Here is a 12,993-nt window from a genome sequence, read left to right as displayed (position 1 = left end):
GCCGGAGTGAGATACGGAGGAATTTTGAGGCGATGAAGCGGCTCGCGCGTCATCTTTATTTCTGGGTGCTGCTCGCCATCCTGGCCGGCGGGCTGCTGGGCTATCTCGATCCCCAAACCGGTCAGAGCCTCAAGCCGCTGGGCGACGGATTCATCGCCCTGGTCAAGATGCTGATCGGCCCCATCATATTCTGCACCGTGGTTCTCGGCATCGCCGGCAGCGCCGACATGAAGAAAGTGGGCCGGGTCGGCGGCAAGGCCTTGTTGTACTTCGAAGTCGTGTCGACCATGGCGCTGGCGATCGGCCTGACCGTGATGCATCTAATCGGCCCCGGCCGGGGTTTCAACGTCGATCCGCAAACGCTCGACGCCAAGGCCGTCGCCGGCTACGCCAAGGCGGCGTCCGAGCAGAGCGCGGTGGACTTCATCCTGCACATCATCCCCAAGACCTTCACCGACGCCTTCACCGGCTCGGGCGATCTGCTCCAGGTCTTGCTGCTGGCTGTGTTGTTCGGCCACGCCGTAATCCGCCTGGGCAAGGCCGGCCAGCCGGTACACCGTTTCATCGAAGACGCGTCCCACATCTTGTTCGCCATGATGGGCACCATCATGAAGCTGGCTCCCCTGGGCGCGGGCGGTGCGATGGCCTTCACGCTGGGCAAATACGGCCTCGCCGCACTGAAACCGCTGGCGGCGCTGATGGGCAGTTTCTACCTGACCTGCGCGCTGTTCGTGTTCATCGTGCTCGGCCTCATCTCACGCTGGGCCGGCTTCAACATCGTGCGATTCATCCTGTACATCAAGGACGAGCTGCTGACGGTGCTGGGCACCTCGTCGTCGGAATCCGCCCTGGTGCCCCTGATGGAAAAACTGGAACGCATGGGCTGCTCCAAATCCGTGGTCGGCCTGGTCGTACCCTCCGGTTATTCATTCAACCTCGACGGCACCAACATCTATCTGACCATGGCGGCACTGTTCATCGCCCAAGCCTTGAACGTCGATCTGAGCCTCGGCCAGGAACTGACCCTGCTGGGCGTGGCCATGCTGACCTCGAAAGGCGCATCGGGCGTCACCGGCGCCGGTTTCGTCACCCTGGCCGCGACGCTGGCGGTCGTGCCCTCGATTCCGGTCGCCGGCCTGGCGCTGATACTGGGCATAGACCGATTCATGTCGGAAGCGCGCGCGCTGACCAATTTCATCGGCAACGGCGTCGCCACCGTGGTCGTGGCGAAATGGGAAAACGAACTGGACGGCGGGAAACTCGCCGAGACGCTCGCGCCGGGTTCAGGAAACGACGCGAGCCGGGAAAGCGAAGGCGACGCATCGTCTCGGAGGAGCGCAGGCTGCAAGCCGAGTTAGCCGCCCCACCCAACGCGATCACGCTCCCCTGGCCTTCGATCCTAAAACCTTGTCGCAGTCGAGGTAGGATGGGCAAAGCCGAAGGCGTGCCCATCCATGCCGCGCCGATGGGCACGGGCCTTCCGCCCTTTGCCCATCCTACCGCGTCGGATTCGATCGACGAAAAACAGGAAAATTTTCCGCGCGCGCAGAAAACCTGCCCACGGCCGTAAAAACCTTGCCGACGGCCGCAGGAAATAAATTCACGCGCGTAAATGACGGCGCTACGGCCGTGTAAAACGATACTCGGCGCGCAAAAAAGATTTCTACGGCCGCAGCAAGCCAATTGGCAGGCGTGGAAAAGATTTCGCGGCGCGTGGAAATATTTTCAGCGGACGCGGCTGGAGAATTTACGGCCGCATGAACGATTTCTACGGACGTAAAAAACTTTTCTACGCCCGTGGAAAAGTTTTTTACGTGGCGCGACCCAAGCATACGGCCACCGCCGGCCGTCCCCGACGCGGGAAAGCCGGCGATAATGATGCGCTTCGCGTTGCTCAGCGCATCCTATGGTTCCGGCCTTCGATCCTAAAACCTAGTCGCAGTCGAGGTAGGATGGGCAAAGCCGAAGGTGTGCCCATCCTACCGCGCTGCGGGAACTCCTTGACGCTCTCCGCCCCGCCTATCTGCCTATTTCCGTAGACAAAGCAAACACCCGAGGAACGCGCACGATCATCCCCGGCATGGTATTTTCCGCCACACGCCCTCGCTTCGCCCCGGAAACACAGCCGTCAAAAGGAAACATGAACACCACGCTCGCGCTAGCCGCCGAATTCCCGGAATTTGACATCCAGAGCGCTCTCGCCCGCATCGGCTCGGAGGCCGACTGGATCGGCCTGCGCTACGTGCAGGAAACGACCCATAGGCGCAGCGTGCGCAACGGAAAACCGGAAGACAATTCGGTCACCTTCGAACGCGGCGTGATGGTGGAAGCCCGCGTGGACGGCCAGCTTGCCTACGCCGGCACCAGCGACCTTTCCGAAAAGGGCTTGCGCGAGGCGACCCGCCAGGCGGTCCGTCTGGCCCGCATCTCGGCGCCGCACAAGGCCATGACATTCACCGACCGGCACCGGCCCCAGGCGGTGGGCCGCTACCTCAGCCCCCATCGCGCCGGGCTCGATACGCAATCTCTGGGCGAATTCACCGACCGGCTGATCGCCGCCAGCCGCCACCTGAAAGTCGCCGACAAGATCGTCAACGCCACGGCCGAGGCCACTCTGGTGGAAACCCGCTTGCAGTATGCGAGCACCAACGGCAGCGACATCGACGAGCAGTTTCTGCTGGTCGCATGCAATTTCGGGGTGACCGCCCAAGACGGTGGCGTAACCCAGCGACGGTCCCTGAACGGCCCCGTCGCGCGCTGCCGGCAGGCCGGGCTGGAATTCTTCGATTTCGAAGCCCTTTACGCCGAGTGCGAGCGGGCGGGCGTCCAGGCCCTGGAACTGCTCGCCGCGGACGACTGTCCGAACGAGACGCTGGACCTGGTGCTGGCGCCGGACCAGATGTTGCTGCAAATCCACGAATCCATCGGCCATCCGCTGGAGCTGGACCGCATCCTGGGAGACGAGCGCAACTACGCCGGCTGGAGCTTCGTCAGGCCCGAAGACTTCGGCCGATTGCAATACGGCTCCCACCTGATGAACGTCACTTTCGATCCCACGGTGGAGGGCCAGTTCGCATCCTACGCTTTCGACGATTGCGGCCATGCCGCCAGCCGCGAGCATCTGATCAAGGACGGCCTGCTGCTGCGCGGGCTCGGCAGCCTGGAAAGCCAGTCGCGCCTGGGGCTACCCGGCGTGGCCAATTTCCGCGCCGCGAGCTGGAACCGCGCGCCCATAGACCGCATGGCCAACATCAACCTGGAGCCGGGCAGCGGATCGCTGGACGACATCGTCGCCGCGGTCGAACGCGGGGTTTACATGGAATCGAACATCTCCTGGTCCATCGACGACTACCGCAACAAGTTCCAGTTCGGCTGCGAATACGCCCGGCTGATCGAGAACGGCAGGTTCACCCAGGTGCTCAAGAACCCCAACTACCGCGGTGTCACCGTGCCCTTCTGGCAGTCGCTGACACGGGTAGGCGGAACCTCCGAAATGTTCGGAACGCCGTATTGCGGCAAGGGTGAACCCAGCCAGATCATACGGGTCGGGCATGCTTCCCCGCCTTGCCTCTTCACGGGCGTCGAAGTCTTCGGAGGTGGGCTGTGAGCTTTCTGTCCGAGATTAGAGCTGTTTTCGACCGCCTGGCCGAGAGCGCATTCGCCGAGTTGAAAACCGGCGAAGCGCTGAACCTCAACCTGAGCGGCGAGGATCAGACCTATGTGCGCTTCAACGATTCCAAGGTGCGCCAGGCCACGCAGGTGCGGCAGACGACCTTGTCGCTCACCTGGCAGTCGTCCGGGCGCAAGGTGGAATACAGCTACGACCTGTCCGGACAGCAAGAGTGGGACTTGGCGACGCTGCACTCCCTGATGGCGAGGGCGCGGTCGGAAGTGAGGGTGCTGCCGGAAGATCCCTATTTGGTCCCCCTGGAGAACCATGGCGCCAGCGACCGCCATCATGCCGGCCGACTGCCGGTTGACGAGGAGATCATGGCGACCATCGCCGGCGAAACCGCGGGAACGGAGCTGACCGGCTTCTTCGCATCCGGCCCGCAGTTCCGCGCCAACCGCAATTCGGCCGGGCAGAACCACTGGTTTTCCACCGAATCCGCCTTCCTGGATTACTCCTTGTTCACGATCAACGCCTCGGGCGAGAACAAGGCGGTCAAGGGCTTATACGCGGCCAGGGACTGGAACCGGGATGAATTCCTCGCCGCCGTCGAGGCCAGCAAGAACTGCTTGCCCCTGCTGCGATCCGCCACCCGTCCGGTTGCGCCCGGCGAATACCGGGTGTATCTGGCTCCCGCCGCCGTGTCCGACATCGTCGGCATGTTCTCCTGGGGAGCGGTCAGCTACAACGCCTGGAAAAAAGGCGATTCCGCCCTGCAGCGCCTGATAGCCGGCGACGCCCGCTTCTCGGAGCAATTCAGTCTCCGGGAAAACTTCGAGCTGGGGCTCACGCACCGCTTCAACACCCTGGGCGAGCTACCGCCGGCCGATCTGCCCATCATCGAGCGAGGCCAGTTGAAAAACCTGCTGGTGAGCTCGCGCTCGGCCAAGGAATACGGAGTCGAATCGAATGCGGCGGATCCGGCCGGCTGGACCGGAGAATACCTCCGTTCCGCCGAAGTGCTGCCGGGCGAGCTCGCCGAGGCCGACGTGCTGCAAGCCCTGGGCACCGGCCTCTACATCGGCAATCTGCATTACCTCAACTGGAGCGACGTGCAGAGCGCCCGCATCACCGGCATGACCCGCTACGCCTGCTTCTGGGTGGAAGACGGCGTCCCCGTCGCGCCCATCCGCGACCTGCGCTTCGACGAAAGCCTCTATCGCATCTTCGGTTCCGAGCTGGAAGCCCTCACCCGCGAAAGCCGGCTCATCCCCTCCGTCGACACGTATTACCGCCGCTCGCTGGGCGGCAGGAAAATTCCAGGCGCGTTGCTGCAAGCTTTCCGCTTCACGTTGTAAAGCGGATTTGACGAGCGCCGCCGCCCACCGTGATCAGCGATGGCTGAGCCTGAATCGCGAGCCTCGCAGCTCCAACACCACGCCGTCGGCCTGTATTTCGGCCAACACGGCGCCTCCGGGCAAACGGTCGCCCTTGCCGTACTTGACCATGTTGATGATGGCGAAACGCTCTTCGGGCGACGAGGAGTAAGCGAGGACGTTGATTTTCAACTCGGACAGGCCGCGTGGCGGGGTCTCCGACCATACGCTGTGGGGTGGCGGATCATCCGCGGATTCCCCGGCCTGGCCGTCCGGAAGCGGCGAAAGCGTCTCATCGGTCTCGGGCAAGCCGGCGCTGTCCTGAGGCGCCGCCGTTTCGGCCGGACGAAGCTGTTTTTCCCCGGCTGATTGTGCGGCCACTGCATGCGAGCCGGCGTCTGCTTCCGGGTTCGGTCTGGATTTTGCGATCGGATTGGGGACGGGCTGTACGCGCGTCGGTTTCCTGGGCGCGTCTTCTGTTACCACGGACCGCAAGCTCGGTGCCGTCGGCTTTACCGGCTTGCCGAAATCGGTTCGTGCCTCGACTTGAACCGAAGGAGCGGGAGGTGGAGCGCCGGGATCCGCGGACTTTTTCGGTTCATCGGTCCTGGCCGGGGTTACTGTCTGGACCGGAATGCCGGGCTGACCGTCCGCATCGCCACCGAGCGCGCGAGGCGGCGATTTATCAGCGGCGCCGAGCCATAGCCAGAAAAGCACCGCGCAGACGATGCCCAAGACCAACACCAGCAACCAGGGCAGCCATCCGGGTCTCGATGGATGCGGGTTGTCCAGCACGCTGGGCAGGGTGGGTGCTTGCGCAAGCTGCCGTTCGCGCTCGGACTTGCGGAGTGCTTCCAAGATGTAGGACATGTCGGCTCTCGCTCAATGAAGGGTGGGGCCTGGCCGGGCGGCGGCGGCACCCCGCGTCGGCCGCATCAGATGGATCATGGTCAACGGTCCGACCAACCCGTCCGGCGGCAAACCCTGCTCGCGCTGGAACGCCATCACGCTCGTTTTCAATTTGGCGTCGAACAGATCGGCCGGACCGGCAGCATCGGTCTGGGACAAGCGCTGCCTGAGCCATTTCACGCCGGCGGCGCGATCGCCCGGATGCAGCGACGCCGTCGAATTCACCGGCGGTTTCCACAACAAGATGGCTTCGCCTTGCCAAAATTCCGCAACGGCGCCCGGTTCGAACGACTGATCGTCGGAGTCGATACCGGCCAGTTCGAGGCGGTTTTCGCGTATCCGGGTGAGCGCGGCGTAACGTTTGCTCCCGTCGGCCAGCACCAATGCCAGTACGGCCGGGTGGTCGAGCTTGGCGAGTTGGGGCCAGCTCCCCTGGAAGATCAGGCAGCGCAAGCCCTCCTGCCGGGCTGCGCCGCACTCCTCGACCCCGGGTGCCGGCGGCGGCAGGTGCCATAAGGCAAAAAGCTTGGACAGCGCCGCGCCGCGCGTATAGGCCGGCGACGCGATGAAATCACCCAGCTTGGCGGGTGTGGGCTCAGAGGAAGGGCTTGCCGAAACCACGGCACTTGCTTCGGCCGGCGGTATGGACGGCTCGACGGATACCTCAGCGACCGCCTCCGGCGGCGGGATTTCGGCACTGCCGGCGACCGCACTCGCGGCTGAAGAGGACGGCGGAAGCGGATCGTCCTTTTCGGCCGGTGGGTTGGCGAGCCTTTCGCGCGATTCGGACCTCAGCTCGGCAAGCGCGCGCTTGCCCCAATCGGTAAAGTTCGCTGGTATCCATCCGAAGTAGATCAGTCCGGCAATCCCCAGCATCACACTCCCCACGCCGACGCCGGCGAGGCGCAAGGAAACGCCTTTGGGCGACGGCAACACCTCCCGCGCGCTTTTACGGACGATGCGCCAACTCACCCCCTTTTTGCCCAGGGCGTAGGCGCCCAGCAGGGCGCGGTCGCAGATCAGGTTGATCAGACGCGGGATGCCGCCCGACAGACGGTAGATCGCGAGCAGGGCCAGTGGGCTGAATAGCCCGCCTTTGCCGCCGCTGACCGCAATCCGGTGATCGATATAGGCGCGCATCTCGCGGAAGGACAGCGGCCGAAGGTGGTAACGGGCGGTGATGCGCTGGGAGAGCTGGCGCAGATTCGGCCGCTCCAGTAGCTGCTTCAGTTCGGGCTGGCCAACGAGGATGATCTGCAGCAGCTTGAATTCGTTGGTTTCCAGGTTGGTCAGCAGGCGTATCTGCTCCAGCACGTCGTGGGACAGGTTCTGCGCTTCGTCGATCAGGACGACCGTGCGCCGTCCACGGGCATGGGCGGCCAGCAGGTGCTGGTTCAGTCGGTCGATGAGCAGCTTGATGCTGGCCCGGTGCTCCGGATGGGGAATGCCCAGTTCGTCGCAAATGCTGGCCAGCAATTCCCGTGCGTTGAGTCTGGGGTTGAAGATCAGGGCGATATCCACGTCGGCCGGCAGTTGCTCCAGCAGGCAGCGGCACAGCGTGGTCTTGCCGGTGCCGACCTCGCCCGTCAGCGCGACGAATCCGCCCCCCGCGCCGATGCCGTAAATCAAATGAGCCAGCGCCTCCCGGTGCTGTGGGCTCAGATAGAGGCAACGCGGGTTGGGGGCGATGGAAAAGGGTTCCGTGCTCAGATTGAAATGCTGCACGTACATGGCGTGGCTGGGATCGCGATGCTCGACGGAGGGTTAACGGTAAGCCGAAGGGGCGGACAAATTCGCCCGAAGCCGCAGTGTAAACCGGTACCGCGCTCGTTCATACAGCGGCGACGCTGATGGCCGCAAGCGGCGAGTCATAGTGCCGCGAGCCGGGACCTGCACGACAGCCCGACGGTCGATGGCGGCCACGCATGCCATTGCGCCCCCCTTGCATTTTTGCCGCTCGCCGCAATTTTTCTGGCATTCCCGGCGCCAGACGGTTACCCTCTAGCCGGGGTCAAGGCAAAACCTTGACGTCAAATTTGTGCCATCCGCAGGATTTCAGCGGTACGACGTTATCGTTCCGGCACCCCACAATTTCGCCGCGAGGCCCAACGCACAGGCAAGTGCTCAAGCTATGGAGGTCAATAAAAGGTTCGAATGAACCAGAAAACTTGTTGTGCTGTTTAGTTCAGTTTTTTCCAAGAAAAGGCCGTTCTAAGTAGTACGCTTTCGAAAATAGAAGATGTGGCCGCCCAATGACCGTATCCAAAATACCGGTAATTGGCTGCAACTTCGACGACGATAGGAAACGGAACTATGACAAACAACCTTGTCAAAATCGTATGTGTTTTAGCATTCTCAACTTCCCCCGCTGTCGCTAAATCCAGCCATCATCACGATGGACGGCAGCAACATTCTTACCATCATCAACGCGTCAAGCATCGCCTGCCTCAGGCCGACGTACCGTTGGACAGCGTGACCTGTCTGGCGAATACGGCTTATCGCGAAGCGCGAAACTCCGAAACCAATCTGCAGGCCGTGGCAAACGTCGTCAAGAACCGCCTTAGGGCCGGTTGGGGACGCGATTATTGCCATGTAATCCGGACCGGCCGGTTCGTTTACCGGGTAAGCCATGTGGACAGAGACGATTATGCTAAAGCATATGAAGTGGCCCAAAAGGTGATACAGGATGAACTGCCCGATAACACGGGAGGGGCGGTTTTCTTTCATGCCTCACGGCTGAGGCATTTACCGGGCTGGGCAAAACCCGAACTGAGGACCGCCAGTATCGATGGAAACGTCTTTTACCGCGATGAACTGGAGATCCAGGAAAATTAACGGCTTATGGTGCACGCGCCAGCGATGAAAGCACTCGCGCCATAAGCTGTTTCCCTCCCCCTCCCTCTCCGATCGCAAACGGTTGCTTTAGTCGCAACCCTTCCCGGAGGACGAGGGAGATCAAAGTGTTCGCTTCGCGACTTTCGTGGCGACCCGTAAACCCGTCAGGAACCGCCTCCATCGGCTTCCACCCGAGGGAGGCGGATCGTGATGACGGAGCATGCCTGGCGGATCGCCCGTTCGGGCATCCGCCCTACGCGTCCGCCGTCTTTTCCGGGTATTCGCAGAGATCGGAGATCACGCAGCTTCCGCAGCGGGGCTTGCGGGCGATGCAGGTGTAGCGGCCGTGCAGGATCAGCAGGTGATGAGCGTCCTGCTTGTGTTCCTTGGGCACCCAGCGTTCCAGCTTCTTTTCCACCTCCAGCACGGTCTTGCCGGGCGCGATTCGGGTGCGGTTGGCAACGCGGAAGATATGGGTGTCGACCGCGATGGTGGGGTGCCCGAAAGCGGTGTTGAGGACCACGTTGGCGGTCTTGCGGCCCACGCCGGGCAGGGCCTCCAGCGCTTCGCGGGTCTGCGGCACTTCGCCGCCATGCTTTTCCAGCAAAATCTGGCACAGGGCGATGATGTTCTTACCCTTGCTGTTGAACAGGCCTATGGTCTTGATGTATTCCCGCAGGCCGTCTTCGCCCAGCGCAAAAATGGCGGCCGGCGTGTTGGCGACCGGGAACAGCTTGGCCGTCGCCTTGTTCACGCCTTTGTCGGTGGCCTGAGCGGACAGCACCACCGCGACCAGTAATTCGAAGGGCGTGCCGTAGTTCAGCTCGGTGACCGGTTCGGGGATGGCTTCCGCCAGCCGGTCGAAGATGAGTTTGCGGATGGCGGCGTTCAAGGGGTTCAGGCACTCTTTTCGCTGCGCGCGAAGCTCACGGGCGCATCCGCCGGGGCCGACCTGGCGGCGGCGCGGGCGTCGATCACGTTTTTCACCGCGATGATGATCCCTAAACCGATGAAGGCGCCGGGCGGCAGGATGGCGAGCAGGAAGCCACCGTAATCGTCGACCAGTTGTATCGTCCAGTTCCTGGCGATCTCGCCGAACATCAGCTCGGCATGCGAGAACAGCGTGCCCAGGCCTATCGCCTCGCGCAGCGCACCCAGCACCAGCAGCGCGGCGGTGAATCCCAGCCCCATGAACAAGCCGTCCGCCACCGCCTTGTCGACCGTGTTGCGCGAGGCGTAGGCTTCGGCGCGGCCGATGATGGCGCAGTTGGTGACGATGAGCGGGATGAAGATGCCCAGTATCTTGTGCAGATCATGGAACAGCGCATTCATCAGCAAGTCGATGATGGTCACGTTGGCGGCGATGACCAGCACGAACACCGGCAGGCGCACCTCGTGGGTCACGCGCTCGCGGATCAGCGAAACGATGCCGTTGGAGAGCACCAGCGCGGTGGTGGTCGCCAGGCCCAGCCCCAGGGCGTTGATGATCGAGTTGCTGACTGCCAGTAGTGGGCACAGACCCAGCAGGGCGACCAGGGCCTGATTGTTTTTCCACAGGCCTTCGAAGGCGATCTTGCGGAATTCCGGCGAATTGCGCATCTCGCGGAACTTCTCGGCCAGGTTGGAAAGCAGGGGATTATTCATCTTCGTCTACCGGTGAATCGACGTCGGTTTGCGGTGCCTGCGTGTACAGCTCGGCCTGATGCGCGGCGAAATAGTCCAGGGTGCGGCGCACCTGCTTGACCACGGCGCGCGGCGTGATCGTCGCGCCGGTGAACTGGTCGAAGGCGCCGCCGTCGCGCTTGACCTTCCATTGCGCCGCTGGCGGATTGTTCAGCGACAGGCCGGCGAAGCGCAGGATCCAGTCCGACTTGTTCTCCTCGATGGGGTCGCCCAGGCCGGGCGTTTCCTTGTGTCCGATCACGCGCACGCCGGCCAGGGTGCCGTCGGCCTTGACCGCCACCAGCATGCGGATTTCGCCGCTGTAGCCGTCCGGCGCGCCGGGTGCGAAGACCACGGCGACCGGCTGATTGCCCTTGCGGGCTCGGTAGATCGAAACATCCCGGGCGCTGCCCAGCTCTTTGGCATCGACCTCGATGCCGTCGGCCAGCAAGTCGTTGTCGTAGGCCTCGGCCGGCACCAGCGCCTGTAGCGTGTGCAGCAGTGTCTGCCTCTGGTTCGCGGAAATACGGTTCTCCGTACCCTTGTGCACCAGGGCCACGAGGCCGGTGCCGATCACGGAGAACAAGGCCACGACCTTGGCGGCCTTGACGACGGAGGGCGGTAGCAGACTCATCGGGCGTGACCGTAAACGCGGGGGCGGGTGTAATGGTCGAGCGTGGGCGCCGCCAGGTTGAGCAGCAGTACGGCGAAGGCCACCCCGTCCGGATACCCCCCGTAGACGCGGATGACGATGACCAGAAAGCCGATCAGGCCGCCGTAGATCAACCGACCGCGCGGCGTGGTCGACGCACTGACCGGGTCGGTGGCGATGAAAAATGCGCCCAGCATGGTCGCGCCGCTGAACAAATGGAACAGCGGCGGCAAATTGGCGGCGGAATCGAAGAGGAAGAACAGCAAGGCGCTGACGAACAGCCCGGCCAGGAAGCCGGCCGGTATCTGCCAGGCGATGACCTGCTTGCGCAGCAGCCACAAGCCGCCCAGCAGATAGCCCAGGTTCACCCACTGCCAGCCCTTGCCGCCCAACGCGCCGAAAACCTGGCCCGAGAGGATCTCGTCCACGCCCAGGCTGAGCCCCAACTGGGTCTTGGCGCTGTCCAGCGGAGTCGCCTGGGCCAGCCCGTCGTAGGCGCTCTTATCCACCTGCTGGAAGATCAGCACCGCCGCATCGCTCAAAGACAGCGAAGTCGTGGCCAGATCGGCCGGCGGCAGCCAGGCCGTCATGTAGCGGGGAAAGGAAATCAGCAGCACCGCGTAGCCCACCATGGCCGGGTTGAACGGGTTATAGCCCAGCCCGCCGTAGATCTGCTTGGCGATGATGATGGCGAACAGCGCGCCGAACACCGTCAGCCACCAGGGCGCGAGCGGCGGCAAGGCGACGGCCAGCAGGGCGGCGGTCAGCGCCGCGCTGCCGTCCAGCAGCGCAGGCAGGACCGGCCGCCGGCGCAGTATCAGCACCGTGGCCTCGGCGATTTCCGCCGTGACCAAAGCAAGGCCCAAATTGACCAGCACCCCCGGACCGAATTGCCACCACTGGGCCAGTATGCCGGGTATCATGGCCAGCAACACCAGCAGCATGATGCGACTCACGCTGTTGGTCGGCGCGAGATGGGGGGAGGGAGTTGTGGGGAAGTGCATGGGGTGAGGGTTCAAAGAAAATCCGATAGCGAAGCCGATAGTAGTTGACGCTCGTTAGGAGGAAGCCCACTTGTGGGATGTCAATGTTTTTTCCTGATGTATACCGACTTGGCGCCGCTGCTATTCGACGACCGCTCCTCGATATCGAACACGTTCAGGGATTTAACGAGGTCGCTGAACTTTTTAAAGCCGTATAGACGGGGATCAAAACCCGGTGAAAGCTTATTTATGTTGCTTCCAACCGCGCCAAGGTGAGCCCATCCGCTGTCTTCCGAAACATCGTCCACGGTGGTAATGACTAGTTCGATTAACTTTTGCTTATCTACCGGCTTGTCAGACTCTTTAGGGGTTATCACCTCCTGAAGAACCTCACCTTCTACACGCAAAATCTCGGTATAAACAAACTTGTCGCAAGCCGACACAAATGGTTGCGGCGTCTTTTTCTCACCAAAACCATAGACGACCAACCCTTCCTCTCTCAAGCGTGATGCCAGGCGAGTAAAATCGCTATCACTCGATACGAGGCAAAATCCATCAAACCGCCGGGTGTATAGCAAATCCATCGCATCAATGATGAGCGAGCTATCCGTTGCATTTTTCCCTTTTGTATATCCAAATTGCTGGACCGGCTGAATCGAGTGTTGCAGCAAAACTTTTTTCCACCCGCCCAACTGAGGTTGTGTCCAATCTCCATAGATTCGCTTAACGCTCGCAATGCCGAATTTCGCAATTTCGGCCAATAATCCTTCGATGATCGATGGTTGGGCGTTGTCAGCGTCAATCAAAACTGCGAGCCGTGATTCGGCATCTTCGGACTCTATCTTTACGGCAAACTTCGACTGAATTCCTTTGTTATTGACTGACATCTCGCCACCTGTGCTCCTTAGAGAGTTATCAAACCAACGATGTGTCGCTGGAATTCGTTAACACTCATTCCAGCCTACT

At 62.1% G+C, this 12,993-nt stretch carries 12 protein-coding genes; 5 read left to right on the top strand and 7 right to left on the bottom strand.

The genetic code is table 11. The annotated features are described in order from the left end of the window. Positions 1–32: 32 nt before the first annotated feature. The 4 genes from JWZ97_RS17165 to JWZ97_RS17150 all read left to right on the top strand — a co-directional run bounded on the left by JWZ97_RS17165 (position 33) and on the right by JWZ97_RS17150 (position 4,968). A complete protein-coding gene (locus JWZ97_RS17165) occupies positions 33–1,358 on the top strand; it encodes a dicarboxylate/amino acid:cation symporter (protein WP_205431627.1) in 1,326 nt (441 codons plus the stop codon). A gap of 68 nt (positions 1,359–1,426) precedes the next feature. Then, positions 1,427–1,570 (top strand): hypothetical protein, encoded by a 144-nt coding sequence (locus tag JWZ97_RS17160; RefSeq protein ID WP_205431625.1) that lies wholly within the window; start codon positions 1,427–1,429, stop codon positions 1,568–1,570. Between the two features lie 570 nt (positions 1,571–2,140). Next, on the top strand, positions 2,141–3,607 hold the full coding sequence (locus tag JWZ97_RS17155) for a TldD/PmbA family protein (protein ID WP_205431623.1): 1,467 nt from the start codon (positions 2,141–2,143) through the stop codon (positions 3,605–3,607). Beyond that, a complete protein-coding gene (locus JWZ97_RS17150; protein ID WP_205431622.1) occupies positions 3,604–4,968 on the top strand; it encodes a TldD/PmbA family protein in 1,365 nt (454 codons plus the stop codon). Before JWZ97_RS17155 ends, JWZ97_RS17150 begins: the two co-directional genes overlap by 4 nt. A 33-nt stretch (positions 4,969–5,001) precedes the next feature. Here the strand turns inward: JWZ97_RS17150 and JWZ97_RS17145 are convergent, their stop codons facing one another. Together JWZ97_RS17145 and JWZ97_RS17140 are read right to left on the bottom strand one after the other, a co-directional pair. After that, positions 5,002–5,856 carry a general secretion pathway protein GspB gene (locus tag JWZ97_RS17145; protein ID WP_205431620.1) on the bottom strand — a complete coding sequence of 285 codons (855 nt, stop codon included), beginning with the start codon at positions 5,854–5,856 and terminating at the stop codon, positions 5,002–5,004. 12 nt (positions 5,857–5,868) lie between these two features. Next, positions 5,869–7,626 (bottom strand): ExeA family protein, encoded by a 1,758-nt coding sequence (locus tag JWZ97_RS17140; protein ID WP_205431618.1) that lies wholly within the window; start codon positions 7,624–7,626, stop codon positions 5,869–5,871. A gap of 582 nt (positions 7,627–8,208) precedes the next feature. Between JWZ97_RS17140 and JWZ97_RS17135 the strand changes: the two genes are divergently transcribed. After that, positions 8,209–8,730 carry a cell wall hydrolase gene (locus JWZ97_RS17135; RefSeq protein ID WP_205431617.1) on the top strand — a complete coding sequence of 174 codons (522 nt, stop codon included), beginning with the start codon at positions 8,209–8,211 and terminating at the stop codon, positions 8,728–8,730. 253 nt (positions 8,731–8,983) lie between these two features. On the opposite strand, the gene nth is transcribed toward JWZ97_RS17135, so the two are convergent. From nth to JWZ97_RS17110, 5 genes are all read right to left on the bottom strand, one after another. Beyond that, positions 8,984–9,622 carry an endonuclease III gene (gene nth, locus JWZ97_RS17130; protein WP_205431615.1) on the bottom strand — a complete coding sequence of 213 codons (639 nt, stop codon included), beginning with the start codon at positions 9,620–9,622 and terminating at the stop codon, positions 8,984–8,986. Positions 9,623–9,627: 5 nt separating this feature from the next. Further along, positions 9,628–10,374, bottom strand: a complete 747-nt coding sequence (locus JWZ97_RS17125; protein WP_371822529.1) for an electron transport complex subunit E — start codon at positions 10,372–10,374, stop codon at positions 9,628–9,630. Continuing rightward, entirely contained in the window at positions 10,367–11,026 is a 660-nt protein-coding gene (gene rsxG, locus JWZ97_RS17120) for an electron transport complex subunit RsxG (RefSeq protein WP_205431613.1), read from the bottom strand. The genes JWZ97_RS17125 and rsxG overlap by 8 nt, the downstream gene beginning before the upstream one ends. Next, entirely contained in the window at positions 11,023–12,048 is a 1,026-nt protein-coding gene (gene rsxD / locus JWZ97_RS17115; RefSeq protein WP_205431611.1) for an electron transport complex subunit RsxD, read from the bottom strand. The genes rsxG and rsxD overlap by 4 nt, the downstream gene beginning before the upstream one ends. 80 nt (positions 12,049–12,128) lie before the next feature. After that, entirely contained in the window at positions 12,129–12,914 is a 786-nt protein-coding gene (locus JWZ97_RS17110; RefSeq protein WP_205431604.1) for an NYN domain-containing protein, read from the bottom strand. Between the last annotated feature and the right edge of the window lie 79 nt (positions 12,915–12,993).

Source organism: Methylococcus sp. EFPC2 (assembly GCF_016925495.1).
Lineage (GTDB): Bacteria > Pseudomonadota > Gammaproteobacteria > Methylococcales > Methylococcaceae > EFPC2.
This window is presented reverse-complemented; position numbering and strand designations above follow the sequence as displayed.